Genomic DNA, 26,082 nt, shown 5'->3' on the forward strand with positions numbered 1-26,082 from the left:
CCGCTGCCGCGGATCAGAGCGGAAAGCCGAGCGAGACAGTGAGGCTGTTGTCCCAGTAGCCGGCGCCACCGTTGCTCAGCGAGGCGGCGGAGCTGCGCAGTGCCTGCACCTGCAGCCGCCCGTTGTGCGGCAGCCGCCCCTCCAGCGTGACGTTTGCCGAATAGACGCCGACCTCGCTGCCGTCGGCGCGCTGGCGGCCGCCATCGGCGACGGCACGCAGTCGCCAACCCGCGCTGATCCGCGCCACGGCGGTCAGGCCGGCAGTGACGGCGCGGTAGTGGTCGGGGTTGAAGTAGGCGCCGCCGCCGGGCTGGCTGCTGCGGAACATCCGCAGGGCCGCCTGCGCACCGAGCGCGACGGGCGCGGTGCCAAGATCGACCGGGCTGAGCACCAGTCGCAGCGAGCCGCCGTCACGCCGGTTGCCGTCGGTGAACGCCTGGCGGTAGAGGGTGGGCAGCAGGTACAGCGATGCGGCGGGGCGCAGGGTGGCGCCGACGCTGTAGGTGGCGTAGGCAATGTGCCTGCTGACCGCCGTGGTGGTCAGCAGGGGCGCGCGCGCGGCAGCGATGCTGATGCCGTAGCGATCGTCCGGCTGCCAGCTCCAGCGCGCGTCGCCCTGCAGGTAGTGCCAGTGGGCAGCCTGTCCGGCACCGAGACGCAGGTCGAGGTTCTTGGCATCGCCGATGCGCAGCTGCGCCAGGCCGGAGAGGTTCTGCAGGTGCCGTGTGCCGCGCTCGTCATCCAGCCGGGTGGTCTCGGCGGCCACGCCCCAGCGTTGGCTGCCCGATGCATGCCCATGCAGTGGCGACAGCGCGCTGGCGCCCACGCTCCAGCTGTCCAGGTTCTCGCTGTCGTGGCTGTAGCTTGCGCTGGTCTCCACGCGCGCGGCCGTGGCGTAGCGCATGTCATCCGCCAGCAGATGGAACTGGGTGCCGAGGTAGCCGGTGTCGTCGGGCGCCGGCGTGGCCGCCAGCGCGGGCAGGGCCCGGTCCTGCCAGCCCAGCGCCTGCGCCGCACGCATCAACTCCAGCGTGGCGCGGGCGTCACCGGCCGCGCCGGCCGCACCGGGTGCGACGAGCGCCCACGCCTGGCGCGGAAAGTCGCGGGCGTTCAGCGCCTGCGCCAGTCCGGCATCCGCGGTGCGGCGCTGGCCGTCGTCGGCGGCCAGCGTGCCGGCTTGCCGGAAGGCGCGCTCGGCCTGGCCCATGTCGCCCAGCCAGAGCGCGGCGCGACCGAGCCCGATGGCGGCGGCGTAGCCGTCGGCCGGATGCCCCTGCGACTGCGCCAGCGCCTGGGCGAACAAGTCGCGTGCGCGCGCCGGTTGCCCGGCCGCCATCGCGGCGCGGCCGGCGCGGATCGCCTCGCCGGACGACGCCTGCTGCGCCTGCGCCGTGGCGGCGCCCAGGGCCAGCAGCAGGCCCAGCGCGAGGGTTGTGCGCGCCTTCACTTAGTGCCCCAGTGCTTGCGCAGGTTGAGCATTTCGGAGAGGTAGCCGAGCACGCAGCCGGGCTGCAGCACCAGGCCGTAGAACAGCGCGTACACCAGGAAACCCAGCGGGTTGCGGCGCACGCGCAGGCCCTGCGCATGGAACATGTGCGACTGGATATAGAACATCAGGTAGTTCACGACGAAGGCCATCGGCAGCACCAGCAGAGTCATCGGCCCGGCGATCCAGTACACGCCGAACAACGCCAGCACGATGCCGGGGATGAAGAAAAAGGTGTACGCCACGTCCATGAACGGGAACAGCAGGTTCCACCAGATGAAGACCGTGCTCATGCGCGGCTTGAACAGCAGCGCGCCGTGCACTTTGAACGCCTCGATCAGCCCGCGCGACCAGCGCTGGCGCTGGCGGATGAACTGGCGGAACGAGGTGGGCGCGTTGGTGAAGGTGATCGCGTCCTCGCAGTAGCCCACGCGGTGGCCACGCTTGAGGATCGCCCAGGTCAGCACGATGTCCTCGCCTACGCATTCGGGCCAGCCGTCCACCTCGCGCAGCACGTCGGTGCGGTAGAGCGAGAACGCGCCCTGCGCCACCAGCGTGCCCTGGAACAGGCTCTGCAGCCGCTTGATAGCGGCGATCCCGTGGAAGTAGTCCCACTCCTGGATCTTGGTCACCAGGTTGAAGCGCGAATTGCGCAGCAGCACGCTGCCGGCCACTGCGGCGGTATTGGGCGGATCGCTGAGGAAACGCCCGACCAGGTGGCGCAGTGCGCCCCGGTAGAGATACGAGTCGCCGTCCAGGGTGATGGTGAGCGTGTGTGCGGCCTGCTTCAGGCCCTGGTTCAGCGCGTTCGCCTTGCCGGCGTTCTGCTTCAGGTCGATCACCGTCAGCCACGGGTAGGACACCGTGCCGAGCCGCTCCATGGTGCAGTCGCTGGAGCCGTCGTTGATCACCAGTACCTGGATCGGTGCGGGGTAATCCTGGCGCGCGATGCTGTCGATCGTGCCCAGGATCGACTCTTCCTCGTTGTAAGCCGCCACCAGAATCGTGATACCCGGGAACGCGCCGGTCCAGGTGCGCGCCGGCCGGCGGTCCACCAGCAGGCCCGCCACGAGGAACGCATTCATGAAGCCGGGCAGGATCGCCACGCCCCAGATCACCAGGTGCGCGCCGACGCTGCCGATGATGTGGCCGAGCTCGCGAATCCACGGTTCGGCCAGGTGCATGGAGAATCCGGCCCAGCCGAAGGAAGCCAGCAGGGTCAGCAGGAACTTGACTCGCACCGGCACGTAGCGGCGACGCGTCCAGCGATCAGTGACCGTCACGACCGGCGGGGCGGAGGTAAGGGTGAGGCCATCGGTCTCCTGCTCGGACGGCAGGGGCGCCAGGGAGGTCATAGGGTCGGGTCTTCGAGGGCTGGGCGTGGGCCGGACTTCCCCGGCAAGGCGCGCCGGTGGCGTGTCTCGCAGCGAAGTGGCCGGAGGTGGGAGGGGATGGGGGAAGTGTGGTGATGCCTGCACGCGATGAAGCACGGGACGTGCCAGAAACCCGTCGTCGCGGCGCGGATGCGCGCCCTGACGGAGCGGGATTCGGTGGGCGCAGGTGGTGGGCGTGGCGCGCGCCGGAGAAATGGCGCCGTGCAGCGCCTTGCTCGCACGGGCGCCAGGGCCGGCTGGCTAACTGCTGGCTGACTGCATGGTAGGGGCCAGGTCCGGCACGTGCCTTTCTACGGGGTGGCCGGGCGGCCAACGGCGCGGGCCGTCCGCTTCATGTGACGCGCCGCAGCAGCGAGCGCTTTGAAAGTGACCTTTTTGGCGCATGGGCCGGCAACGCTCAGCCGGCGTCGGGGTCGCCCTCGGGGTGGCCGCGTCCAAGCACGTCGGGCAGCGGCTCGCCCTGCTCGGTGAAGCTCAGCGAGACCGAGTTGAGGCAGTGGCGCTGGCCGGTGGGCGGCGGGCCGTCGGGAAACACGTGGCCGAGATGACTGCCGCAGCGGGCACAGACTTCCTCGGTGCGCACCATCCCGTAGCTGGCGTCGCGGATGTATCCGATGTGCGCCTCGTCGTACGGCTGGAAAAAGCTGGGCCAGCCGGTGCCGGAATCGAACTTGGCGCTGGAGCGGAACAGCGGCAATCCGCAGAAGCGGCAGGTGTAGGTGCCGTCCTTCTTGTTGTCCAGGAACACCCCGCAGAAGGCCGCCTCGGTGCCGTGCTGGAGCAGTACGCGATGCTCGTCCGCAGAGAGCGTGGCGGTGATCGCCCGGCGCTGGTCATCGCTGGGCGGCGTGAGGTCGAAACGGGTCATGACGTCTCCGGTGCGCGCAAGGGGGTGTGGCGACAAGGTGGGGGCGCGGCGGGCGTATCCAAGCCGATGCTCAGGCGCGCCCCGATTGCCCGCGACTGCGGCGCTGCCACAGGTAGACCGGCAGCCCCAGCAACAGCAGCACCGCACCCCAGGCGATCGACTCCAGCCCGGTGCCGATCAACGCCCAGCCTGCGTACAGCAGCGCCACCAGCGCCACCAGCCGCCGCCGCGCCGGCGCTGCCGGCTCGATCCGCCACCAGGCCAGCACGCTCACCAGATAGGGCAGCAGGGTGGTGGCGGTGGACAGCAGGATCGAGAAGGTGAACAGCGCCACCAGGCTGCGGCTGAAATTGGCGACGATCAGCACGCTGGCCAGCGCGCTGCTCAAGGCCAGTCCAAACGCTGGCGTGCCACGGGCATCGAGGCGGCCGAACGCGGCCGGAAACAGCCGGTCGCGGGCCGCGGCCATTGGGGTCTGCGCCTGCAGCAGCACCCAGCCGTTGAGCGCCCCGAAGCACGAGATCACGGCCACCACGGCCAGCGCGATGCCGGCGCCAGGTCCCCAGGTGTGGCGGGCTGCCTCGATCATCGGCGCGGCGGACCGGCGCAGCACGTCCGCCGGCAGCAGCCCGATCACCACCGTGCAGGCCAGCATGGTGGCTAGCCCGGCCAGCAGCATGCCGATAACCGTGGCACGCGGGACCGTGCGCTCCGGATCGCGCACCACGCCGGTGGGCACGGTGGCGGCCTCGAACCCGAGCATCGCCCACAGCGTCAGCGCGGCGGTGGCGGTGGCTACGCCGACCAGCGGCAGACCGCCGGGGTTGAAGGGCTGGAACGCGCCGGCATGCACCCAGCCCAGTCCCAGCACGCCGAACAGCAGCAGCGGTACCAGCTTCAGCAGCGTGGTGAGCATCTGCACCCGCGCCGCCTCCCGCACGCCGGCAAGGTTGATCGCGGTACACAACCACAACGCGCCCAGCGCGCAGGCGGCGCCGCGCAAGGGCGTGGCGGTGGCCGCCGGCCACAGCGCGCCGAGGCTGCCGGCAAACGCCACGGCAATGGCGGCGTTGGCGCTCCACGTGCACACCCAGTAGCTCCACGCCACGGTGAACCCGACGCCGTCGCCGAACGCGCGCCGCGCGTAGCCGTAGGCGCCGCCGTGGTTGCGCACCGCGCGGGCCAGCCACGCATAGACCAGCGCGAGCATCAGCGCCCCGGCCAGCGTGATCGCCCAGCCCAGCAGGCTCGCCGCGCCGAATGGCGCCAGCGTGGCCGGCAACAGGAACACGCCCGAGCCGATCATGTTGCCGACCACCAGCGCGATCAGCGCCGCCTGGCCGAGCGGGCGACGCGTATCGGTCACGCGCCGGTGCCGGACGCGCCGCGGTAGGCGCCGCGCAGGATCTCGTGGAAGTGGTGCACCGCGTTCTCGCGCAGCGGGTTCAGCCGCCCGGCCGTATAGGAGCCCGAGGCCAGTCCGCGCTGCACGTCCTCGCAGATGGTGACGTCCTCCTCCTGCACCTCGTCGCTGAAGGCCACGTCGCGGACACGGCGCGTCATCGCCGCCTCGCTGGTGTCCGGGGCGTAGTAGAAGTCGAATTCCACCCGGCAGCGGTCCACCCCCAGCGGCAGCACGCGGTTGGTCTGCAGCCGGCCCGGAAGGATGTTGAGCATGGTGTTGGGGTAGAGGAAGTAGTACAGCGCCTCGCCGCTGCCGTAGAGGTCGTCACCGCTCTCCAGCGGGCTGAACTGGAACGAATACCACTGCGCCGTCTCGGTGATGTAGCTGCGGTAATCCAGCACGCTGTTGAGGCCCGGGTGGATGTGCGGCACGTGGTAACCCTCCAGGTAATTGTCCACGTAGACCTTCCAGTTGCAGGCCACCTCCCAGCTGGCGCGGTGGTGGAAGACGAACTCGCCCATGCCGCGCGCTGCGCCCAGCCGCGCGTCGATGCCGCGCACGAACTCCTCGAACGGCGGCGCGTCGCCAGTGGCCACGAACACCAGCCCCTGCCACACCTGCACGCGCACCTCCGGCAGGCGGATCTGCGACGGATCGAAGTCCGGCGTGCGGCCCATCTCCGGGGCGCCGCGCAGCACGCCGTCCAGCCCATAGGTCCAGCCGTGATAGCGGCAGCGCAGGCCGGTGGCGCCCTTGCCGTCGCAGCTGGCGACCGGGCCGGCGCGATGGCGACAGACGTTGTGGAACGCGCGGATGGTGTCCGCATCGCTGCGCACCACCAGCAGCGGCAGCCCGGCGATGGCGGTGACGCGGTGATCTCCCACGCCGGCAATCTCCGACTGATGGCAGACCAGCTGCCAGCTTTTCGCGAACACGGCGGCTGCGTCGATCGCCGCCATGCGCGGGTCGACGTAGTAGCGCGCGTCCAGCGCATGGGCGTGGTCGAGCGGCTGCGGGGCGAGAGTGTCTGGGGAGAGCAGGTCGGTCATGGGGGCGTGCCGGTCGATGAGGGGCTTCGAGTCACCCCTCTTTTTCACGCCATTCGGGCGCAGGTGGGAGGGTGAAGTCAACGTGGATGACCGCCAAGGTGCGTGGCGAATAACCGAACTAGCCTGGGCTGGGCGCACTCGTCCGGTTTCCCCTCACGCCAGCGCCTCCAGCTGCCCCTGCACGTCGTTGATCGAGCTGCGGATGCGCTGGCTGAAGACCGAGTCCTCGTGGTGGATCAGCACCAGCCGTTCGGTGGCGCGGGTCATTGCCACGTACAGCAGGCGCGCCTCCTCGGTCTCGTTCTTGCCCGGCTTGGGCAGCGAGCCCAGGCCCGGGATGATCACGAACGGGAATTCCAGCCCCTTGCTCGAATGCATGGTGACCAGCTTCACGGCGTCCTCCACCACGAACAGCGTGCGCTTGGCGTCGCCTTCGGCCAGCCGGCTGGCGATGCCCTCGCGCTTGAGTGCCTCGTGCAGCTTCTCGCCTTCCCACTGGTTGCGGAAGATCACGGCGATGTCCGACAGCCGCCGGCCGTTCGCGACCTCGTCGCGGATGCACCGGATCAGCACGGTGAGCTGGGCGGCGGCGGTGTCGGTGCGGATCAGCTCCGGCACCGCGCCGCGGCGACCGGCGCTCTCTGGAGCGATCAGCGGCACGCCGTCGTCATCGCCGGCGCTCTCGATCAACAGGTCACTGGCGAAGCCGCGGGCGACCGAAAGAATCTCCAGCGTGTTGCGGTAGTTGAGCTTGAGGATGGTGGTGCGGCCCTGCGCCTGCACGCCCAGTTCCTTCCAGGTGAACTTGCGCCGGTCGGTCTTGCCGTAGATGTTCTGGGCGTCGTCGTAGAGCACCAGCAGCGAGTTGGTGCTGGGGTCGACCATCTGCACGATCAGCTTGTACCAGTCCGGCTCGAAGTCGTGGCCTTCGTCCACCAGCACCGCGCCGTACTGGAAGCGCGGGATCTGGCCGCGCTCGACGCCCGCCATCACCCGCTCGACCATCTGCTCGAAGAAGTCCTTGCTGCCTTTCTCGGGCAGGTCGACGTGGTACGTCACCAGCATCTGCCGGCACCAGGCGTGGAAGTTGCGCACGCTGACCTTGTCGGCCAGGCCGCGCTCGCCCACGAGCTGGTCCAGCCGCGAGGCCAGCGTCTTGTTGTAGCAGAGCACCAGGATGGGCTTGGCCATGATCCGCGCCAGCTGCAGGGCGCGAAAGCCCAGGATCATGGTCTTGCCCGAGCCGGCCACGCCGTGGATCAGCCGGTGGCCGTCGCCAAGGGAGCGGGCCAGCTGTTCCTGCTGGGCGTCCATCACCTTGACCAGCTCGGGAATCTCGATCGCCTTGGCCGGTGCGTCCGCCACCGGGAACAGGCCGAACTGGCCCGCGCCCGGGTCCACCCGCAGCTCGGGGAACAAGTGCCAGCGCACGCGATCGATCTGCGGCAGCGTCAGCATCACCGGAAACACCTGCGGGAACATCGCCCACAACCGCTCCTGGAACGCTTCGGCCTCCACCGTCTCGTAGATCTCGTCGCGGCAGATCACCAGGTGCGGCGGCATCACCGCATCCAGCCCGGCCTCGTCGAACTGCTTGCGGCTGATGTTGGCCAGCACCACGCCCCAGCCCCACGGCATCACCAGCTTGCCGGCGTGGCGATGGCCGGGTGGGTAGCGCAGCGCCGCATCGCGCTCCAGCACTACGCCGACCTCCAGCGCGTAGGCGCGCGCCTGCAGCAGCGGGTTGGCCTGCTTGGCGATGCCGCGATCGGTGATCAGGGTGAACTGGGTGCTGTCGGCCGACTGGATGGTCTCGGCCTTCCAGTCCTTCACCTCCAGCACCAGCAGGCCGCGGCGCGGATGCACGATGACGAAGTCCGGGTGGCGCTGCTTCAGGCCCACCGGCACGTCGTACCAGATCAGGTAGTCGTCTTCGAGTTTCTGTTCCAGGCGTTCCGAGACGCGTTTCTCGCCGCTGGTCATGCGCGCCAGGCAGCTGTTGCGGGTGGGTATGAGGGTGGCCATCCAGCGTCCGGCGAGTTTTCCTACGGCGAAAGTAGCGAAACCCCGCAGGCTGTCAACGGCGGCGCTGTCGCCAATGACCGGGCCTGGCGCACGTGGCGGGCCATTCAAGCGCACCACCGCCGCGGACGATAGGTAAGATGGCCCGTCGCCGCGCCTGCCACGCGCGGTGGCGGCTCACGCGCACGTCCGGCCAGTCGGACCTTCGGGAGACACGATGCCAGTACAGGTCGAAACGCTGTCGCTGCTCAACGCCGTGCAGGCGCTGGCGCTGGCGATCATGCTGTGGGTGGGCACCCACGGCGACGGCGGGCGCGGACTGCTGGCGATCCGCCTGCGCGCGGGCGCGTTGGGCCTGGAAGCGGCCGGTTACGCGCTGCTCGCGATGCAGGCGTTCATCCCGCCGGCCGGCCTGCTGATGGGCGGCAACGCGCTCAACCTGCTGGCGCAGATGATGGTGGTGGTCTCGATCCGCCTGCTGGTGGGCAAGCCGCTGCGGCTGGTCGCCGCCGGCGCGATCGCGCTGATCGGCTGGGGCGGGGTGGCGTGGCTGGGCATCGTGCACCCCGACTACCGCCTGCGCGTGCTGTGGGGCTCGGTGGCGATCATCGGCAATGTGCTGCTCAACATCGACGCCCTGCGCGGCGGCTGTCGCGACAGCGGCACCCGCGCACGCTGCGTGCTGCTGTGGGTGTACCTGCTGGCGCTGGCGCTGGTGCTCTGGCGCAACGGCGCGCTGTGGCTGGGCGTGAATCCGCCGGACCAGATCGCCACGCCGTCGCCCGTGAACGTGTTCTATATCCTGCTTTCGGGCATGCAGCCGCTGTTCGCCAGCATCGGTTTCCTGCTGCTCTACAACGAGATACTGCGGCGCGAGCTGCACGACCTGGCGCGCGTGGATCCGCTCACCGGCGTGGCCAACCGGCGGGCGATCGGCGAGGCGTCCGACCGCATGCTCGACGAGGCCCGCGCCTGGCGCGGTTCGGTCGGCGTGCTGCTGGTGGACGCGGATTATTTCAAGGAGGTCAACGACCGCTTCGGCCACGACGGCGGCGACAAGGTGCTGCAGTCGCTGGTCGGCTGCATCCAGCGGATCCTGCGTGCCGACGACATCGTCGGGCGAGTGGGGGGCGAGGAGTTCCTGGTGCTGTCGCCCGGCGTGGATGCGGTCGGGGTGGCGGTGCTGGCCGAGCGCATCCGCGCCACGGTCGCCAACTCGGCCCTGCGCATCGACGATCAGGACGTGCACCTGACCGTGTCCATCGGCACCGCGGTGGCTGGCCCCGGCCACTGGGACATGACCGCGCTGCGTCGGCGCGCGGACGCCGCGCTCTACGCGGCCAAGCGGGCCGGACGCAACCGGGTGATGGCGGCCGTGCAGGACGACGATCCGCTGCCGGCGACCACGCAACCGGCCTGAGCGCCCAGCGCCCGCACTTTGGTTCAGTCGCCGGTGCCTGCCGGCCACCGGTGCAGCACGCGCGGATCCAGCCCCACCCGGCGACACGCGTGCACGGCAATGCCCTCGCTCAGTGCCGCCCGGAACACCGGTGCCATCGACCACAGCGCATGCGCCGCCAGCCGGGCCTGCGCGCGCTGCACCGGCGTGCGCCGCAGCAGCCGCAGTCCCCATTCCGGCAGCAACGCGGCGCCGGCGTGCAGGAACACGTCCCGCGACAGCCCCGGCACCGGTACCGGCAGGCGCACCTCGCCGAGCACCTCCAGCACGGTGCGGGTACGGGCGGTGTACGCCAGCGTGGGGCGCACCTGCCGGAAATAGTCGGCCACCTCCTGCTCCGAGCGCGGTACATCCCGCGCGCCCAGCGCCTCGGCCACGCGGCGTGATTCGTCGTAGTAGCGATCGGCGGCCCCTTCGGGCAGCGCCACGTGGCTGTAGCGCCGGTAGCCCTGCAGGAAGCTGAAGGCTTCGGACACGTGCACCCAGGTCAGCAGGGCCGGGTCGTTGGCGCTGTAGGGGCGGCCATCCTCGGTCAGCCCATGTACGTGGTCGTGGATGCGCCGCACCCGCGCGATCAGTGCCTCTGCCGCGGCACGTGGTGCGTAGGTGGTGCCGCCGACGAAGGTGGTGGTGCGCCGCAGCCGGCCGACCAGATCCTCGCGAAAGTTGGAGTGGTCCCACACCCCTGCCAGCGCCAGCGGATGCAGGGTCTGCAGCATCAGTGCGGCCAGGCCGCCGGCGAGCATGCCCGGAAAATCGGCGTGGATGCGCCAGGTCGCGCCGGCCGGATCGAACAGGCCCGGATCGCCCAGCGGCGTGTCGTAGTCGACGCTGCCGCCACCGTCGCGCGGGAACGCCTTCTGTACCCAGTGACGGATGGCCTGCTGGGCCGGACGGGTGACGAGGTGCAATGGCGAGGGCATGCACGGATCTTAGCCGGCGTGCGTCGTGCTGCCGCCCCCGGCACACCGCCTGCGGCAATCGCTGCGCCCGTGCTGGTGCATGCCGCAGCGGGCGCTTATGCCTTTTGCGACGTTTGCAGCGCGCCGGCAATGTGTTATTCGTAACGCCATGTCGCTGCACGCCGCCTCCCTCTACGTCTGGTTTTATGGCTATCCGAAGCCGCAGGCGGAGCCAGGGGCGCGATCGTAGGCAACACACCGATCCCACCGAATCCTGAAAGCCGCCAGCCCACCCCTGGCGGCTTTTTTCATGGCTGCCACGGGACTTCCCGAACAAGGACCCGAGCCATGCACACCCCCACCGACGACCTGCGCATCCGCGAACTGAAGCGCCTGAGCACACCTGCCGAAGTGATCGGCGACTGCGCCAGTGTGGCCCGCGCCGCCGTCACCGTCAGCCAGACGCGCCAGCGTCTGCACGCCATCCTGGCGGGCCGGGACGACCGCCTCGCCGTGGTGATCGGCCCGTGCTCGATCCACGACACGCGCGCCGCGCTGGAGTACGCCCAGCGGCTCGCCGGCGAGCGGGCCCGGCATGCCGATGCGCTGGAGATCGTGATGCGGGTGTACTTCGAGAAGCCGCGCACCACGGTCGGCTGGAAAGGGCTGATCAACGATCCCGACCTGGACGGCAGTTTCCGTATCGATCGCGGCCTGCGCCTCGCCCGCGGCCTGCTGATCGGCATCAACGAACTGGGCGTGCCGGCCGGCTGCGAGTTCCTGGACATGATCACCCCGCAGTACATCGCCGACCTGGTCAGTTGGGGCGCGATCGGTGCGCGCACCACCGAAAGTCAGGTGCACCGCGAACTCGCTTCGGGCCTGTCGTGCCCGGTGGGCTTCAAGAACGGCACCGACGGCAACGTGAAGATCGCCGTGGATGCGGTGGTTGCGGCCTCGCAGCCGCATCATTTCCTCGCCGTGACCAAGGACGGCCGCACCGCCATCGCCGCCACCGCCGGCAACGAGGACTGCCACGTGATCCTGCGCGGCGGCAGCGTCCCCAACCACGATGCCGCCAGCGTGGCAGCGGCCGGCACCGCGATCGCCGCCGCGGGCATCACGCCGCGGCTGATGATCGACGCCAGCCACGCCAACAGCGGCAAGAAGCCGGAGAATCAGCCCACGGTAGTCGCCGACATCGCCGGGCAGCTCGCTGCCGGCGAATCGCGGATCATCGGCGTGATGGTGGAGAGCCATCTGCTCGGAGGGCGGCAGGAGCTGTCGCCCGGACAGCCGCTGACCTACGGCCAGAGCATCACCGACGGCTGTATCGACTGGGGAACCTCGGTAGCCGTGCTCGACACCCTGGCCGAGGCCGTGCGGGCGCGGCGTCGACACGCGCGCCGGGTGGCGTGACGCGCGGCACGGGCCGCGCGCTGGTGCCTCATCCCTCCAGCGACGCATCCAGGGTGATCGCCGCCTTCAGCACTTTCGACACCGGGCAGCCCTGTTTGGTGGCCTGCGCCACGCGGTCGAACGTCGCCGCATCGGCGCCGGGCACGGCGGCCTTGCAGACCAGGTGCACGGCGGTGATGGAGAACCCGTCGCCGTCCTTGGCCAGCGTCACCTCGGCGCGGGTGTCGATGCTGTCTGCGGTCAGGCCGGCTTCGCCCAGGCCGAGCGACAGCGCCATCGAGAAGCAGGCGGCATGGGCGGCGCCGAGCAGCTCTTCCGGGTTGGTGCCGGGGCCGTCCTCGAAGCGTGACTTGAATCCGTACGGCGCCTCGCGCAGCACGCCGGTTTCGGTAGAGATGCTGCCGGTGCCTTCCTTGATGTCACCGGACCAGTGGGCCGAGGCGGTCTTCTTCATGGTGTCTCCTTGTGGGGGGGGGGTGAGGGCGGCGCAAGCCGGCCCGAGTATGCGCAGGCGGATATTCAGTCGATGCGAACGCCATCAGCGCGGGGCATCGCGGGTCTTGCCCGGCGCGCCGTATGCTGGGCGCCCCATCCCGCAGGAGTTCCCCCGGTGACTGATTTCCCGATCCAGCATGACGCGGCCGCGCAGCGCTTCACCACCACGGTCGACGGTGCCCAGTGCGAGTTGAATTACCACCTGCGCGAGGGCCGCGACGGCACGGTGCTGTCGATCGACCACACCGGCGTGCCGCAGGCCGTGGGCGGCCGCGGGATCGCCTCGGCGCTGGTAACGGCGGCGTTCGCACTGGCTCGTCAGCGGCAGTGGAAGGTGGATCCGGCGTGTTCGTACGCGGCGACGTGGGCGCAGCGCCACGCCGACGTGGCGGATCTGCTGGCGTGAGCGATACATGGCGCGCCGCCGTGCAGCCGGTGGCCGGATGAGTCCGCTCGCTGGCCAGCCCGTCCCCGGGCCAACACCGCCGGCGCGTCGATGGCGGCCGCTGCGCTCGCTGCGGGCGCGACCACGACTGAGCGTGGCAGCCGCCGTGTTCGCACTGGTGGCCGTTGGCCTGGGATGGCGCGGAATGGACGCCGCGCCCGCACTGCTGCTGGGCTTCGACGTCGGCGCGCTGCTGTTCCTCGGCGGCATGCTGGCGCTGTTCAACCGCGCCGGCATGCAGGACATGCGCCATCAGGCGCGGCTGCAGGACGCTGGCCGCTGGGGCATCCTGTGGAGCGCGATCGGCGTGACGGTGGTGGTGATGGTCGCGCTCGGGACCGAGCTGCACGCGGCCCGCAGCGGCGGCTTGCTGCCGCTGGCGGTGGCCGCGGCAAGCATCGTGCTGGCGTGGCTCTTCATCAACGTGATGTTCGCGCTGCACTACGCGCACGGCTACTACGGCGACTACGGCAGCCAGCACCGGGGGCTGGAATTTCCCGGCGATGAGGAGCCGGACTACTGGGATTTCGCCTACTTCGCCGTCGTGATCGGCATGACCTTCCAGGTCTCGGACGTGCAGATCAGCAGCCGTCCGCTGCGGCGCATGGTGCTGCTGCACGGCGTGGTGGCGTTCTTCTTCAACGTGTTCATCATCGCGGTCACGGTGAACATCGTGGCCGGGCGGGTGTGAGCGCTCCCCGGCGAGCGGCGTTGCGGGCCGGCACTGCTGCCAGGCCTCGCGTCAGGGCGCACCGCGGCTTCAGTCGCGGAAGTTGTCGAACTGCAGCGGCACCTCGGCCTTGCTCTCGCGCAGCACAGCCATGGCCGCCTGCAGGTCGTCGCGCTTCTTGCCGGTGACGCGCAGCTTCTCGCCGTTGATCTGCGCTTCCACCTTGAGCTTGGCCGCCTTCAGCGCGGCGATCAGCTTCTTCGCCACCGGCTGCTCGATGCCCTGCTTGACGGTGATCTTCTGCCGCGAGCCGGCGACATTGGTTTCCGGGTCCGCCGTGTCCAGCGCACGCAGGTCGATCTTGCGCGCGCCCAGGCGGGTCTTGAGGATGTCGCGCATCTGCTGCAGCTGGAACTCGCTGGCACCGATCACGGTGATCACCCGGTCTTCCAGCTCGAACTTGGCCGGCGTGCCCTTGAAGTCGAACCGCGTGGTCAGTTCGCGGTTGGCCTGATCCACGGCATTGGTGAGCTCGTGGATGTCGACTTCGGAAACCACGTCGAAGGAGGGCATGGCGGCATCTCGCTGAAAGGGGCAGGGCAGTGTAAGCGATGGCTGCGATGAGATACTGCGCAGCCCGCAGGCGCGGCGCAGGCCCATGCCGCCGTCGCCCGACATCCCTGTTCATCCCATCCGAGTCCCCATGCAACCTGGTTCTCCCGCTGCGCCGCGTCGTCGCTCCCGTCCTGGAGGGCGCGCATGAACGTGGACGTGCTGGTGATCGGCGCGGGTGCGGCCGGCCTGATGTGCGCCATCACTGCCGGCCAGCGCGGCAAGCGCGTGCTGGTGGTCGACCATGCCAACAAGGCAGGCAAGAAGATCCTGATGTCCGGCGGCGGGCGCTGCAATTTCACCAACACCGGTACCACGCCGGCCAACTTCCTCTCGGCCAACCCGCACTTCGCCAAGTCGGCGCTGGCGCGCTACACGCCGTGGGATTTCATCGCGCTGGTGGAGAAGCACCGCATCAGGTACCACGAGAAAGAGCTCGGCCAGCTGTTCTGCGACGAGTCCTCCAAGCTGATCGTGCGCATGCTGCTGGATGAGTGCGCCGCCGCGGGCGTACAGGTGGAAACCGGCTGCGCGGTGCAGCGGGTGCGCAAGGCGGAGCACGGTTTCAGCGCAGCCACTGCGCTGGGTGAGGTGCAGGCCACGTCGCTGGTGGTGGCCACGGGCGGGCTTTCGATACCCGCCATGGGCGCCACCGGTTTCGGTTACGAACTGGCCCGACAGTTCGGCCACAGCGTGCTGCCTACGCGGGCCGGGCTGGTGCCACTCACGCAGAGCGGAAAGCATCAGGAGCGTTACAGCGACCTGGCCGGCGTGGCCCTGCCGGTGGCCGAGGCGCGGGTGGGCAAGCAGGGGTTTCGCGCGGGGCTGCTGTTCACCCATCGCGGCATCAGCGGGCCGTCGATCCTGCAGATTTCCAGCTACTGGCAGCCGGGCGACGATCTGCGGGTGGATCTTTCGCCCGACGTCGACGCCGCCGGCTGGCTGGCGGCCCAGCGCGCCGCCCGGCCGGCGGCAGAGCTCAAGAACGTGCTGGCTGACCTGCTGCCCAAGCGCCTCGCCCAGCGGCTGTGCGAGCTATGGTTCGAGAGCCGGCCGATGCGGCAGTACCGCGAGGCCGAGCTGGGCGAGATCGGCCGGCAACTGCACGACTGGCCGATCGTCGCCAGCGGCACCGAGGGCTATCGCACCGCCGAGGTGACGCTGGGCGGCGTGGACACCGACGAGCTGTCCTCCAGCACCATGGAATCGCGCCGCGTGCCGGGGCTGTACTTCATCGGCGAGGTGGTCGACGTCACCGGCTGGCTCGGCGGTTACAACTTCCAGTGGGCCTGGGCCTCCGGCCATGCGGCGGGCGAAGTGGTGGGCTGACCGTCTGCGCTTTTCAACGCGGTGCTGCGCCGTTCGCATCGGTTGAACGCTCCGCGTGGTGTGATCCGCGGTTGGCGATAGTCAGGAGCATCACGCATGAAAGTCGGTTTCATCGGCCTGGGCGCCATGGGCAGTGCCATGGCCAGCAATCTGGTGGCCGCCGGGCACGCGGTGACGGTGTGGAATCGCTCCGAAGCAGCCACTGCGCCCCTGGCGTCCCTCGGCGCCAAAGTAGCGCGCACGCCGGAGCGTGCGGCGCAGGGCGAGGTGCTCTGCAGCATGCTGGCCAACGACGCCGCGGTGCGCGCGGTGTTCCTGGATAGCGGCTTGCTCGACGCGATGGACCCCGGCACGGTGCACGTCAACCACGCGACGATTTCCGTGGCGCTGGCGCGCGAGCTGGCCGACGCGCACGCCCGGCGCGGTATCGGCTACGTGGCCGCGCCGGTATTCGGCCGGCCGGACATGGCCGCCGCAGCCAAGCTCAATATCGTCGCCGCGGGCAAGGCCGCCGCCATCGACACCGTGCGCCCGCTGCTGCAGGCGATGGGCAGCCGGATCTGGCCGATGGGCGAGGCGCCCGAGCGCGCCAGCGTGACCAAGATCGCGGGCAACTTCATGCTCGCGACGGCGATCGAGAGCATGGCCGAGGCCACCGCGCTGACCCGTGCCTACGGCGTCAGCGCGGCGGATTTCCTCGAGGTGATGACCAGCACGCTGTTCGCCTCGCCGGCTTACCAGGGCTACGGCAAGCTGATCGCCGAGCAGCGTTTCAAGCCGGCCGGGTTTCCGCTGCCGCTGGGTTTCAAGGACGTGGGCCTGGCGCAGGCCGCGGCCGAGTCTGCGCGGGTGCCGCTGCCTTTTGCCGGTGTGCTGCGCGACAGCCTGCTCGAAGCGCTGGCCGGCGGTGACGAGGATGTGGACTGGTCGGCGCTGGCACTCGTGGCCGCCCGACGCGCGCATCTGGATGACCGCGGCGACGCCTAGCGTGCACCGCGCCGGCTGAGCCAGCCGTCGAGCTGGTTGGCAAAGGCCTGGCGATCGCGCGGATGGAACGCCGACGGCCCGCCCGTATCGACGCCGGCGCCGCGCAGTTCCTCCATGAAGTTGCGCATGGACAGCTGCTGGGCGATCGAGTCGGTGGTGAACGCCACGCCGCGCGGGTTGATCGCCTGCGCGCCCTTCTCGAGCACGCGCGCGGCCAGCGGGATGTCCTGCGTCACCACCAGGTCACCGGCTGCCGCGTGCTCGACGATGGCGTCGTCGGCCACGTCGAAGCCGCCGGCGACCTGGCTCGCCCGCACGAAGCGCGACGGTGGCGTGCGCAGCATCTGGTTGGCGACCAGCGTCACCTGCACCTGAGCCCGATCGGCGGCGCGGAACAGGATTTCCTTGATCGGCACGGGGCAGGCATCGGCATCCACCCAGATGCACGGCTCCCGCGACGGCTCCGCGATCACGCGCGCGTCCAGCGCAAGTGGCCATCCACGATGGTGTGCGTGCGTCCGCCCACCCAGATGCCGTCGGCGTCGATCTGCACCGCCAGACTGGCGTCGTAGCCGATTTCGCGGCCCTGGCTCACGGTGTAGCCGCGCGCCAGCGGGCCCTGCGGTTCGGCGTGCAGCAGGTACGCCGCAAGCAGGCCGTTGGCCGCGCCGGAGGCGGGATCCTCATCAATGCCGGCGCCTGCGGCGAGCGCGCGCACGGCCAGCTCGAACGCGCCGTCGTTGCTGCGCGCAAACGCGCAGATGCCCATGCTGCCCGTGGCCTTGCCCAGCGCGCCGATGGCGGCGTGGTCGGGCTGCCATGCGCGCAGGCTCGTTTCGTTGGCGCACTCCACCACCCACCAGCGCCGGCCCCCATCCACCAGCGCCGGCGGCAGGCGGCCGACGACGGTGCCGGCGAGTGCGGGGGCGAGCAGGGGGTGCGCGTCCGCGCCGGTCTGCATGACCTCGGCAGGCGGAGACTTCAGCAGCAACTCACGCGCGTCGCCCTCACCGCGCACGCGCAGCGGCAGCACGCCGGCGCCGCATTCCTGCCACAGCAGCCCGTCGCGCGGCTGGACCAGTCCGCAGGCGAGCACGGCGTGTGCGCTGCCCACGCTGGGATGGCCGGCGAACGGAATCTCCTTGTGCGGCGTGAACATGCGCACCCGGTAGCTGGCGGAAGGATCAAGCGGCGGCAGCAGGAAAGTGGTCTCCACCAGGCCGGTCCAGCGGGCGAAGCGCTGCATCTGCGCGTCGCTCCAGCCGCGCGCGTCGGTCACCACGCCCAGGTGGTTGCCGCCGCCGAGGCTGGCCGCAAAGACGTCCAGATGCAGGTATCGAAAAGTTTCCATCACGCAGGTCCGCGGCGGATTGTGGGCCGGCCATGATAGCGGTGCCGCGGCCGACGCCTGCGCCGCCACGTCGAGCAACCGTGCGGGTGAGGCCACGTGCAGGCGCTTGCCTGCACAGGTTCACTCTTGCGGCGGCAAGTGCTGCAACCGTGCAGGCGTGCCTTCGCTGCGCGAGCTATTGAGCCGGCCCGGCGCCGCGGATCGCCACCGCTGGAATCGGCCGCCCGGGCCGGGCTTCGGCTGGGCCACTTGCCGGCGGAGCAGGTCCGTTCACTAGACTGCGCCGGACACCAGGGGGACGGCGCATGTTCGGACATTTCTGCAAGATCGCCGCTCGCGGCCTGCTGCTGGCCGTGCTGGCGATGCTGGCATGGCCACACGGCGCACAGGCACAGACGACGCCACCGGTCACCGTGACGGTGACCGACACCTGGCCGCAGGGCGACGACCTCACGCTCGGCCGCAACCAGAATTTCTACCTGCGGCTGGGCTACCGAAGCGCTGCGCCTGCAGGCATCTGGATCCGGCCGTATTTCCGCGGCCAGCCGGCCAAGGTCGGTACCAGTCCGTCGGCGCGCTACACCGGCGAGGGCGAGGCGCTGGGCTGGTTCTTCTTCATGCGGCCCGGCGACGAGGTGGACGAGGTCCGCATCACCGCCGGCGACGACCGCGGGGACCGCACGCCGGTGGTGGCCACTTATCCGGTGCACCTCACCGGCGGCTTTGAGCCGGTGGCCGACGAGACACTGCCGGACTGGGTGCAGCAGTTGCGTGCGCGCGACACGGCGCAACTGCAGGCCGTGCGCAAGGCGGCCGCGAGCGAGCCGACCGGCGCCGAGACGGTCGCCTTCTTCAGCGCTTTCATGCTGGCGATGGTCGCCATCGGCCTGCTCGGTCTGGCCGCGCCGGCGTGGGCGCTGTGGCGCTGGCGCGGCGGATGGCGCGTGCTGGCGTCGATCCCCGCGGCGCTGATGGTGTGGACGGTGCTGAACATCCTCGTCGGCGTGGCGCGCGATTCCACCTCGCACAACCTGTGGCCGTTCGAGATCCTGATGTTCGGCGGCGTCAGCGCCGCGAGCGTGGCCGTCATGGCATTGCTGCGCAGCGTGTTCCGACGCGACGCCTGAAGCGATGCCTGCGGCTTCATGCTGCCGCAGGCATTGCCGTCACCGGTGCGAGCTCACTCGCCCGGGTGGTAGCTGCGCTCGATGTGGCCCTTCAGCTGCGCGGGCCAGAAGTACACCTCGCGCAGATTGCCGTTGGTGTAGCGCTCGGCCTCGTCGTTGAAGTGGTTCGAATCCGGGTGGCCGCTTTCGCCGCCGGCGGTGATCGCGCGGGCGCTTACCTTCGGGCCGAACTCCACCACCGCCACGAAGCTGTTGCCGCTGGTGCCGTAGTAACGCTTGGTGCCCGGCCAGCGGTGCGCACCGAACGAGGCCAGCGAGCCCCAGCGCGAGGAGGTGAACGGCACCGGGATGCTCGGCTTGCTGTCGTCGAACGGCTGCTGGATATCACCGGTGAGGCGCTGGAAGCGGTTCACCTCGCCCCACGGCACGCCCCAGTGGCCGAAGTCGTTTTCGAGCCGGTCGACCGCCTCGGCCAGTGCGTGCAGGCGCTGCTGCGGGCCTGCCTTGTCGGCCATCACGTCGTAGATCGACAGGCCCTCGGCGGTGTCCGCCTTGCTCACCTCGTCCCACAGCGTGTCGCCCCAGAACACCGCCAGCGTGGTCGGCATGGACGCGATGCCCCAGCGGTAGTCCCAGCTGCGCAGCAGGGCGATCGGGCCGCGCAGTTTTGCCTTCATCGGATCGCTGGCGGGCAGCGCGTCGTAGTCGCGGATCAGCACCGGCAGCTGCCGCGCGAAGGCGGGCAGGTAGGAGTCGAAGGCCATGGTGATCAGCGAGGCGCGCGTGACGTCATCGGCGCCGGTGAGCAGCTTCGTCGCGTGCAGGCCGCGCGGGTTCTCGCCGAAGGTGTCCATATAGCGCGGGAAGTCGGCGGGGTTCGGGCTGTTGGGGCCGGCGGCGGAGTAGGGCCAGTTGTTGGTGTTGAACGTCCAGCCGTTGGGCGGGTTCACCACCTGCGGAAGCTGGTCCAGCGGGGTCAGGCCATGCCAGTCGGTGGCCGGGTCGCTGCCGTCCACCGGCTTGGTGTAGTCGAAGCGGTTGTCGCGCTTGGGCACGAACTGCGGCATCAGGAAGGCGATCTGGCCCTTGTCGTCGGCGAACAGCGTGTTGTTGGACGAGTTGGCCTTGAGCTCGGCCACCTTCATGTAGCTGGCCAGGTCGTTTGTCTTGGTGCGCAGCCAGCTCTGCTCCAGCGCCGGAATCGGCGTGTTCATCAGCGCCTCGGCAATCCACTTCTCGCCGTCCTTGCGCACGATCGGGCCGTGGTGGGTGAAGTACGCGGTGAACGTGCGGCTGGCCATGCTGCCGTCCGCGCGACGGTAGGGCACGGCGATCTGGCGCGAGGTGACCGGTCGCAGTGCCTCGCCGTAGCGATAGAACGGCTGGCCGTCCTTGCGCACGATGGTCTCGGCGAACTCGTCCACCGCGTCCAGTCCGGTGGAGGTATGCATCCAGCCCACGTGCCGGTTGAAGCCCTGGTAGATGAAGAACTGGCCCCAGGTCACGGCGCCGTAGGCGTCCAGCCCTTCGTCGCTGGTCATCTGCAGCTCGGAGCGGAAGAAGAACGAGGTGTGCGGGTTGATCAGGAGCAGCGCGTGGCCGTCGGCGGTGAGCCCGGGTGCGATGGCGATGCCGTTGGAGCCGGTCGGTTCGACCCAGCTCGGGCGCGTCTCGACAGTCGCCAGCGGCGCATCGCCGCTCTGGCCGTAGAAATCCTTCAGCTGCTTGAGGTCGACCCGCTCGATGTCGCCGCCGATGCTGCCTTCGGTGAACGAGAGAGCCATCCACGGCTCGAAATGCGTGATCACTTCCGGATGCACGCCCGGATGCGTGGCGAGGTAGTGGTTGAGCCCGTCCGCCCAGGCGTCCATCAGCCGGCGCAGCCAGGCGGGGCTCTGCGCGTAGAGCTTCTTCAGCTCGACCGGATCGATGAACAGCTTCTGCCGCAGGTCCAGCCAGATCGCCGACTCGCCCTTCGCCTCGGCCATGCGCCCGAGCGAGAGCAGGTAGTTGGTCTCGACGCGGTGGAAGTCGTCTTCGGCCTGCGCGTAGGCCATGCCGAACACGGCATCGGCGTCGGTGGTGCCGTGGACGTGGGCGATGCCCCAGTCGTCGCGGGTGATCGTCACGGCCCGGGCTTCGCGTTGCGTGCGCGCCTGCGCTGCGTCGGCGGCGTGGCCGGGTGCGCCGGCCAGCAGGCCGAGGGAAAGCGCCAACGCCAGCGAGGCAGTGCGGGCAGGGCGGCGGAGCGCGCGGGACGCGGTACGGATCGGCATGGCATTTCCCCTCGGGTCGCTAAGCCTCGTGTTGTAGCGCACTCGGCCCGGGTTGGCGACGGCCGGCACGCGCCCCGGCACTTCCGGCCCATGCGGGTGCGGCGGCAAGGCACGCATGATCGGGCACGCCTTCCCGAGGAGACTGTCGCCATGCTGGCTTTCCTGCTCGCCGCCGCCGCGGCCACCGCGCAGACGGTGCCGACCGATTACCAGGCCGGGCATTTCTATGCGACACCTCGCACCGCCGACGGGCAGGCGCTGCGCCTGCTGGTGGACACCGGTGGCGGCGGCGCCGCCGGCATGTACTGGATCACGGCCAAGGCCGCGGAGCGGCTGCGTCTGGCGACCTCGCCCTGCGAGGCCGATGCATCGCTCCACGTGGTGCCCGCGCCGACCTTTGCCGCGGGCCAGTCGCTGCCGCCGCCGGACGGTCCGTGCGGCGCCTCGGTGATGGTGAACAAGCTGCCCTACGACCTAGACGGCCAGCTGGGCGCCGCCTACCTCGGCACGCGCACCTGGACATTCGATTACCCGGCACGCCGGCTGATCGCCGCGGGCGAAGGCTGGAAGCCCGCGGCTGGCGCGCATTCCGCCCCGCTGGGCTTTCGCCGGAGCACGGGGCCGGGCCTCGACCTGTACTTCCCACGCATCGTGGCGCGCATCGACGGCCAGCCGATCGATTTCCTGCTCGACACCGGGGCGACCGCGCATCCCACCGCCGCGGGCAAGCAGGCCTCGGGCACCGAAACGGTGCACGGCGAGGGCGTGACCAGCTACATCACCACCGGCCAGCTCGAGCGCTGGCACGCGGCCCACCCGGACTGGCGCGTGATCGAGAACGGCGACGACCTCGGTGGACCGGGGCACCCGTCGCGGCTGATCGAGGTGCCCGCGCTGGCGATCGCCGGCTGGCGCGTCGGCCCGGTGTGGTTCACCGAGCGGCCGGACAGCGCGTTCCACCAGTACATGGCGCAGATGATGGACAGGCCGACCGAAGGTGCGCTCGGTGGCAACGTGTTCCGGTCTTTCCGCATGACGCTGGACTACCCGAAGGCCACCGCCTGGTTCGTCTGCGTGCGCGATTGCCAGGCGGCGCGTCCCTCCGAGCCGCAGCGGTCGCCGGGTCGTTAGGATGGCCCGATGACCGATGGAGGAAGCGCTGCCGTGTCCAGCCACGCCGTGATGCCCTTGCCCGCCCGTGCACCGATGAGCGACGCCGCGCGGATCGCCGCCGCCGCCGCGTTCGCCGACGAGATGGCGCAGCGCCGTACCGTGCGGGAGTTCGCCGACACGCCGGTGCCGCGCGAGGTGATCGAACACTGCCTGCGCGCCGCCGGCAGCGCGCCCAGCGGCGCCAACCAGCAGCCGTGGCGATTCGTGGCGGTGGGCCCCGGGCCACTGCGCCGGCAGATCCGCGAGGCGGCCGAGGCCGAGGAGCGCGAGTTCTACCAGCGGCGCGCACCTGACGAATGGCTTCATGCGCTGGCGCCGCTGGGCACCGACGCGGACAAGCCGTTCCTGGAGAGCGCGCCGTGGCTGATCGGCATCTTCTACGAGCGCTACGGTCTCGACGCCGAGGGGCACAAGCACAAGCGCTACTACCCGCAGGAGTCGGTCGGCATCGCCACCGGGCTGCTGGTCGCCGCGCTGCATCGCGCGGGACTGGCCACGCTCACCCACACGCCGAGCCCGATGGGCTTTCTCAACGAGCTGCTGGGCCGGCCGCGCAACGAGATGCCGTTCCTGTTGCTGGTGGTGGGGCACCCCGCCCAGGGCTGCACGGTGCCGGCGATCGAGCGACTGCCGCCGGATGCCTACGCGCGCTTCATCGCCTGAGCAGGCAGCCGGCTGCGTTTTGGTTGGTTGGCCGCGGCGTCCAGCTCCAGCGCCTGCGCATCCCGCAAGACCACGCCGGCGCCCCGAGCGGTGGGTGCCTCGCCGTGGCGCAGGCCGGCTTCCGCAGTGGTTGCCGGGTTGAGCGTGGCAGTCACCAACGCGTGCGGAACCCGGCAACCTCGTGCGGATGTGCACCTCTCGATAAACATCCGAACCGCAACGAGGGACTGCTTAGCCGCGGCCGAGCGCGCGAGTGCCTGCTGACAAGGCACGTACCTGCGCATCACCGGCACACGGTCTCCGGGATGCCGGTGCCGTCGCGTGCGCGGACGGAGATCTGCGCGCTGCGCGTGTTCCACGCGGACGACGACCCGCTTGCTTGCATGCGGGCGTCCGCCGATGCGTGACGCCGCTGCGCGGCGATTCGCAGTTTCATGCGAAGCGTCGCGGCGACCCTTCACGCGTCCTCTTCGCGCGGCTGCCTAGGCTCGGCCTCTGGCACCGATATGGCGACGACCGGAGGGCGTGATGAAAGACGAACGCGGAGATTCCATCCAGTACGAGGGGCCGGCCGGAGGCTGGGGCTCGCTCAAGGGCATCGGCAAGGTATTCGCGCGTGAGCTGTCCACGCCGGCTGTCGTCGAGACGCTGATGCGCCAGAACAAGGCCGGCGGCTACATGTGCAGCTCCTGCGCGTGGGGCAAGCCGACCCATCCGCACCCGTTCGAGTTCTGCGAGAACGGCGCCAAGGCCACGCTGTGGGATCTCACCCGCGATCGCTGCACGCCGGAGTTCTTCGCCGAGCACACGGTCACCGAGCTGCTCGACTGGGCCGACCACGACCTGGAGATGCAGGGGCGCCTCACCGCGCCGTTGCGCTATGACGCCGCGAGCGATCGCTACGTGCCGTGCAGCTGGGAGGAGGCGTTCGACGGCATCGCCCGCGAGCTGCGCGCGCTCGATCCCAAATCGGTGGTGTTTTATGCCTCCGGCAAGGCGTCGCTGGAAACGTCCTACCTGTACGCGCTGTTTGCCCGGATGTACGGCAACAACAATCTTCCCGACAGCTCCAACATGTGTCACGAAACCACCTCGGTGGGGCTGAAGAAGGTCACCGGTTCGCCCGTCGGCACCTGCCTGATGGAAGACTTCGAGCACTGCGATGCGATCTTCTATTTCGGCCAGAACCCCGGCACCAACAGTCCGCGCTTCCTGCATCCGCTGCAGTCGGCGGTGGAGCGCGGCTGCAAGATCATCGTGTTCAACCCGGTGCGCGAGCAGGGGCTGGTGCGCTTTACCGATCCGCAGAACCCGATGCAGATGCTCACCGGCGACTCCACCGAGCTGGCGCACATGTACCTGCAGGTACGGCCCGGCGGCGACATCGCGGCGATCACCGGCTTGTGCAAGCGCGTGCTCGAGCTCGACGAGCAGGCGCGGGCGGCCGGCAAGCCGGACGTGCTCGATCGCGACTTCATCGCGCAGCACACGCACGGCTTCGACGCGTTCGTGCAGACGGCGCAGCAGACCGGCTGGGACGAGATCGAGCGGCTCAGCGGCCTGACCCGCGCCGACCTCGAAGCGGCCGCCGACGTCTATGCCGAGGCGGACAGCGTGATCGGCGTCTACGGCATGGGGCTGACCCAGCACGTGCACGGTTCGCAGAGCATCGGCCTGCTGGTCAACCTGATGCTGCTGCGCGGAAACATCGGGCGCCCGGGCGCGGGCGTGACGCCGGTGCGCGGGCATTCCAACGTGCAGGGCCAGCGCACGGTCGGCATTTCCGAGAAACCGAAGCTGGTGCCGCTGGACCGGCTGGCCGAGATGTACGACTTCGAGCCGCCGCGCGACACCGGGCTGACCACGGTCGATGCCTGCGAGGGCATTCGCAACGGCACGGTAAAGGGCTTCGTCAGCCTGGGCGGCAACTTCGTGCGGGCGATCCCCGACCGCGACGTGATGGAACCGGCCTGGCGCCAGCAGCAGCTCACGGTCTACATCGCCACCAAGCTCAACCGCAGCCATCTGGTGCACGGGCGGGTCTCCTACCTGCTGCCGTGCCTGGTGCGTTCGGAGGAAGACACTCAGGCCGGCGGCCCGCAGACGGTGACCATCGAGGACAGCTTCAGCCATATCTACGGCTCCATCGGCAAGCGCAAGCCGGCGGACGAGATGCTCAAGTCGGAGCTGGCGATCGTCTGCGGCATCGCCAAGGCCACGCTGCCACCGCACCCGAAGTGGCGCTGGGACGACTGGACCGGCGACTACGGCCTGGTGCGCGACCTGATCGAGCAGACCTACCCGGAAGACTTCAAGGACTTCAACGCCCGCATGTTCCAGCCCGGCGGTTTCTACCGCGGCAACCCCGCGCACGAGCGGATCTGGAAAACCGAGAGCGGCAAGGCCGAGTTCACCGATCCGGACGTGATGTCCGCGCTCGGCGTCGGCGATGCACCGGGTCGGTTCCACCTGATCACCATGCGCTCGAACGACCAGTTCAACACCACCATCTACGGCTACAGCGATCGCCTGCGCGGGCTGGAGGGGTCGCGCGAGATCCTGCTGATCAACCCGCACGAGATGGAGCGGGCCGGGCTCAAGGCGGGGGAGGTGGTGAGCCTGGTCGGTGATGCCGGCGACGACGTGGTGCGCCGCGTCGACGGGCTCACGGTGACGCCATTCAACCTGCCCGATGGTTGCCTGGGCGGTTACTACCCCGAGATGAACGCGCTGGTGCCGCTGTGGTACCACGACAAGGCCTCCAAGACCCCGGCCTCCAAGGGTGTGCCGGTACGCATCGAGCGCACGGGCTGACCCGCTGCCGGTGTGCGCGGGCGCGCGGCGCCCGTCGCACACCGGCAGCAGCGTTGGCGTGGCCGTTGCGAAACGCATCGGCGGCGCGCGACCCCGCGACGCATCACGGTTCGGCGCGGCCGATTCGTGGCAAGGT

At 69.9% G+C, this 26,082-nt stretch carries 22 protein-coding genes; 10 read left to right on the top strand and 12 right to left on the bottom strand.

Going from position 1 to position 26,082, the window contains the following annotated elements; genetic code table 11:
* Positions 1-13: 13 nt before the first annotated feature.
* From VFG40_RS10915 to VFG40_RS10940, 6 genes are all read right to left on the bottom strand, one after another.
* Positions 14-1,447 (bottom strand): hypothetical protein, encoded by a 1,434-nt coding sequence (locus VFG40_RS10915; RefSeq protein ID WP_324897380.1) that lies wholly within the window; start codon positions 1,445-1,447, stop codon positions 14-16.
* Positions 1,444-2,841 carry a glycosyltransferase family 2 protein gene (locus tag VFG40_RS10920; RefSeq protein WP_324897381.1) on the bottom strand — a complete coding sequence of 466 codons (1,398 nt, stop codon included), beginning with the start codon at positions 2,839-2,841 and terminating at the stop codon, positions 1,444-1,446. Before VFG40_RS10920 ends, VFG40_RS10915 begins: the two co-directional genes overlap by 4 nt.
* Before the next feature lie 436 nt (positions 2,842-3,277).
* Positions 3,278-3,748, bottom strand: coding sequence for a peptide-methionine (R)-S-oxide reductase MsrB (gene msrB, locus VFG40_RS10925; protein WP_324897382.1), 471 nt, complete (start codon positions 3,746-3,748; stop codon positions 3,278-3,280).
* Between the two features lie 70 nt (positions 3,749-3,818).
* Positions 3,819-5,114, bottom strand: coding sequence for an amino acid permease (locus VFG40_RS10930; RefSeq protein ID WP_324897383.1), 1,296 nt, complete (start codon positions 5,112-5,114; stop codon positions 3,819-3,821).
* Positions 5,111-6,202: an aromatic ring-hydroxylating oxygenase subunit alpha gene (locus VFG40_RS10935; RefSeq protein WP_324897384.1), complete on the bottom strand. Its 1,092-nt coding sequence runs from the start codon at positions 6,200-6,202 to the stop codon at positions 5,111-5,113. The genes VFG40_RS10930 and VFG40_RS10935 overlap by 4 nt, the downstream gene beginning before the upstream one ends.
* A 153-nt stretch (positions 6,203-6,355) precedes the next feature.
* Positions 6,356-8,227, bottom strand: coding sequence for a 3'-5' exonuclease (locus VFG40_RS10940; protein ID WP_324897385.1), 1,872 nt, complete (start codon positions 8,225-8,227; stop codon positions 6,356-6,358).
* 214 nt (positions 8,228-8,441) lie between these two features.
* Between VFG40_RS10940 and VFG40_RS10945 the strand changes: the two genes are divergently transcribed.
* The gene (locus VFG40_RS10945; protein WP_324897386.1) at positions 8,442-9,644 is read left to right on the top strand and encodes a GGDEF domain-containing protein; all 1,203 of its coding nucleotides are present in this window, start codon (positions 8,442-8,444) and stop codon (positions 9,642-9,644) included.
* A gap of 23 nt (positions 9,645-9,667) precedes the next feature.
* On the opposite strand, the gene VFG40_RS10950 is transcribed toward VFG40_RS10945, so the two are convergent.
* Positions 9,668-10,606, bottom strand: a complete 939-nt coding sequence (locus VFG40_RS10950; protein WP_324897387.1) for an oxygenase MpaB family protein — start codon at positions 10,604-10,606, stop codon at positions 9,668-9,670.
* 327 nt (positions 10,607-10,933) lie between these two features.
* Between VFG40_RS10950 and VFG40_RS10955 the strand changes: the two genes are divergently transcribed.
* Positions 10,934-12,004, top strand: a complete 1,071-nt coding sequence (locus VFG40_RS10955; protein ID WP_324897388.1) for a 3-deoxy-7-phosphoheptulonate synthase — start codon at positions 10,934-10,936, stop codon at positions 12,002-12,004.
* A gap of 28 nt (positions 12,005-12,032) precedes the next feature.
* On the opposite strand, the gene VFG40_RS10960 is transcribed toward VFG40_RS10955, so the two are convergent.
* Positions 12,033-12,458 carry an OsmC family protein gene (locus VFG40_RS10960; protein WP_324897389.1) on the bottom strand — a complete coding sequence of 142 codons (426 nt, stop codon included), beginning with the start codon at positions 12,456-12,458 and terminating at the stop codon, positions 12,033-12,035.
* A 156-nt stretch (positions 12,459-12,614) separates the two neighbouring features.
* Here VFG40_RS10960 and VFG40_RS10965 point away from each other — a divergent pair, with 156 nt between their 5' ends.
* Both VFG40_RS10965 and VFG40_RS10970 read left to right on the top strand, forming a co-directional pair.
* Complete coding sequence (locus VFG40_RS10965; protein ID WP_324897390.1) at positions 12,615-12,905, top strand: GNAT family N-acetyltransferase; 291 nt, start codon at positions 12,615-12,617, stop codon at positions 12,903-12,905.
* Between the two features lie 184 nt (positions 12,906-13,089).
* Complete coding sequence (locus VFG40_RS10970; RefSeq protein WP_324897391.1) at positions 13,090-13,635, top strand: DUF1345 domain-containing protein; 546 nt, start codon at positions 13,090-13,092, stop codon at positions 13,633-13,635.
* Between the two features lie 69 nt (positions 13,636-13,704).
* Here VFG40_RS10970 and VFG40_RS10975 read toward each other — a convergent pair whose 3' ends face one another.
* On the bottom strand, positions 13,705-14,187 hold the full coding sequence (locus VFG40_RS10975; RefSeq protein WP_324897392.1) for a YajQ family cyclic di-GMP-binding protein: 483 nt from the start codon (positions 14,185-14,187) through the stop codon (positions 13,705-13,707).
* A 186-nt stretch (positions 14,188-14,373) separates the two neighbouring features.
* Between VFG40_RS10975 and VFG40_RS10980 the strand changes: the two genes are divergently transcribed.
* Together VFG40_RS10980 and VFG40_RS10985 are read left to right on the top strand one after the other, a co-directional pair.
* Positions 14,374-15,555, top strand: a complete 1,182-nt coding sequence (locus VFG40_RS10980; protein WP_324897393.1) for a BaiN/RdsA family NAD(P)/FAD-dependent oxidoreductase — start codon at positions 14,374-14,376, stop codon at positions 15,553-15,555.
* Positions 15,556-15,651: 96 nt separating this feature from the next.
* Positions 15,652-16,542 (top strand): NAD(P)-dependent oxidoreductase, encoded by an 891-nt coding sequence (locus VFG40_RS10985; protein WP_324897394.1) that lies wholly within the window; start codon positions 15,652-15,654, stop codon positions 16,540-16,542.
* Here VFG40_RS10985 and VFG40_RS10990 read toward each other — a convergent pair.
* Complete coding sequence (locus VFG40_RS10990) at positions 16,539-17,015, bottom strand: YaiI/YqxD family protein (RefSeq protein WP_324897395.1); 477 nt, start codon at positions 17,013-17,015, stop codon at positions 16,539-16,541. The two genes, VFG40_RS10985 and VFG40_RS10990, sit on opposite strands and share 4 nt — an antisense overlap.
* Positions 17,012-17,893, bottom strand: coding sequence for a PhzF family protein (locus tag VFG40_RS10995; RefSeq protein ID WP_324897396.1), 882 nt, complete (start codon positions 17,891-17,893; stop codon positions 17,012-17,014). Before VFG40_RS10995 ends, VFG40_RS10990 begins: the two co-directional genes overlap by 4 nt.
* A gap of 305 nt (positions 17,894-18,198) precedes the next feature.
* Here VFG40_RS10995 and VFG40_RS11000 point away from each other — a divergent pair, with 305 nt between their 5' ends.
* The gene (locus VFG40_RS11000; RefSeq protein WP_324897397.1) at positions 18,199-19,020 is read left to right on the top strand and encodes a hypothetical protein; all 822 of its coding nucleotides are present in this window, start codon (positions 18,199-18,201) and stop codon (positions 19,018-19,020) included.
* 53 nt (positions 19,021-19,073) lie between these two features.
* On the opposite strand, the gene VFG40_RS11005 is transcribed toward VFG40_RS11000, so the two are convergent.
* Complete coding sequence (locus tag VFG40_RS11005; protein ID WP_324897398.1) at positions 19,074-21,296, bottom strand: penicillin acylase family protein; 2,223 nt, start codon at positions 21,294-21,296, stop codon at positions 19,074-19,076.
* Between the two features lie 150 nt (positions 21,297-21,446).
* Here VFG40_RS11005 and VFG40_RS11010 point away from each other — a divergent pair, with 150 nt between their 5' ends.
* The 3 genes from VFG40_RS11010 (at position 21,447) to VFG40_RS11020 (ending at position 25,946) form a co-directional block, all read left to right on the top strand.
* Entirely contained in the window at positions 21,447-22,427 is a 981-nt protein-coding gene (locus VFG40_RS11010) for a hypothetical protein (RefSeq protein ID WP_324897399.1), read from the top strand.
* A gap of 33 nt (positions 22,428-22,460) precedes the next feature.
* The gene (locus VFG40_RS11015) at positions 22,461-23,132 is read left to right on the top strand and encodes a nitroreductase family protein (RefSeq protein WP_324897400.1); all 672 of its coding nucleotides are present in this window, start codon (positions 22,461-22,463) and stop codon (positions 23,130-23,132) included.
* Between the two features lie 528 nt (positions 23,133-23,660).
* Positions 23,661-25,946: an FdhF/YdeP family oxidoreductase gene (locus tag VFG40_RS11020; RefSeq protein WP_324897401.1), complete on the top strand. Its 2,286-nt coding sequence runs from the start codon at positions 23,661-23,663 to the stop codon at positions 25,944-25,946.
* Positions 25,947-26,082: the final 136 nt, after the last annotated feature.

This window comes from Dyella sp., assembly GCF_035685805.1.
GTDB lineage: Bacteria > Pseudomonadota > Gammaproteobacteria > Xanthomonadales > Rhodanobacteraceae > Dyella_A.

Bases quoted from the DNA above. Each gene is read 5' to 3' on its own strand.
- VFG40_RS10920 (WP_324897381.1), bottom strand. From the start codon at position 2,841: ATGACCTCCCTGGCGCCCCTGCCGTCCGAGCAGGAGACCGATGGCCTC.
- msrB (WP_324897382.1), bottom strand. From the start codon at position 3,748: ATGACCCGTTTCGACCTCACGCCGCCCAGCGATGACCAGCGCCGGGCG.
- VFG40_RS10935 (WP_324897384.1), bottom strand. From the start codon at position 6,202: ATGACCGACCTGCTCTCCCCAGACACTCTCGCCCCGCAGCCGCTCGAC.
- VFG40_RS10940 (WP_324897385.1), bottom strand. From the start codon at position 8,227: ATGGCCACCCTCATACCCACCCGCAACAGCTGCCTGGCGCGCATGACC.
- VFG40_RS10945 (WP_324897386.1), top strand. From the start codon at position 8,442: ATGCCAGTACAGGTCGAAACGCTGTCGCTGCTCAACGCCGTGCAGGCG.
- VFG40_RS10950 (WP_324897387.1), bottom strand. From the start codon at position 10,606: ATGCCCTCGCCATTGCACCTCGTCACCCGTCCGGCCCAGCAGGCCATC.
- VFG40_RS10955 (WP_324897388.1), top strand. From the start codon at position 10,934: ATGCACACCCCCACCGACGACCTGCGCATCCGCGAACTGAAGCGCCTG.
- VFG40_RS10960 (WP_324897389.1), bottom strand. From the start codon at position 12,458: ATGAAGAAGACCGCCTCGGCCCACTGGTCCGGTGACATCAAGGAAGGC.
- VFG40_RS10970 (WP_324897391.1), top strand. From the start codon at position 13,090: ATGGACGCCGCGCCCGCACTGCTGCTGGGCTTCGACGTCGGCGCGCTG.
- VFG40_RS10975 (WP_324897392.1), bottom strand. From the start codon at position 14,187: ATGCCCTCCTTCGACGTGGTTTCCGAAGTCGACATCCACGAGCTCACC.
- VFG40_RS10980 (WP_324897393.1), top strand. From the start codon at position 14,374: ATGAACGTGGACGTGCTGGTGATCGGCGCGGGTGCGGCCGGCCTGATG.
- VFG40_RS10985 (WP_324897394.1), top strand. From the start codon at position 15,652: ATGAAAGTCGGTTTCATCGGCCTGGGCGCCATGGGCAGTGCCATGGCC.
- VFG40_RS10995 (WP_324897396.1), bottom strand. From the start codon at position 17,893: ATGGAAACTTTTCGATACCTGCATCTGGACGTCTTTGCGGCCAGCCTC.
- VFG40_RS11000 (WP_324897397.1), top strand. From the start codon at position 18,199: ATGTTCGGACATTTCTGCAAGATCGCCGCTCGCGGCCTGCTGCTGGCC.
- VFG40_RS11005 (WP_324897398.1), bottom strand. From the start codon at position 21,296: ATGCCGATCCGTACCGCGTCCCGCGCGCTCCGCCGCCCTGCCCGCACT.
- VFG40_RS11010 (WP_324897399.1), top strand. From the start codon at position 21,447: ATGCTGGCTTTCCTGCTCGCCGCCGCCGCGGCCACCGCGCAGACGGTG.
- VFG40_RS11020 (WP_324897401.1), top strand. From the start codon at position 23,661: ATGAAAGACGAACGCGGAGATTCCATCCAGTACGAGGGGCCGGCCGGA.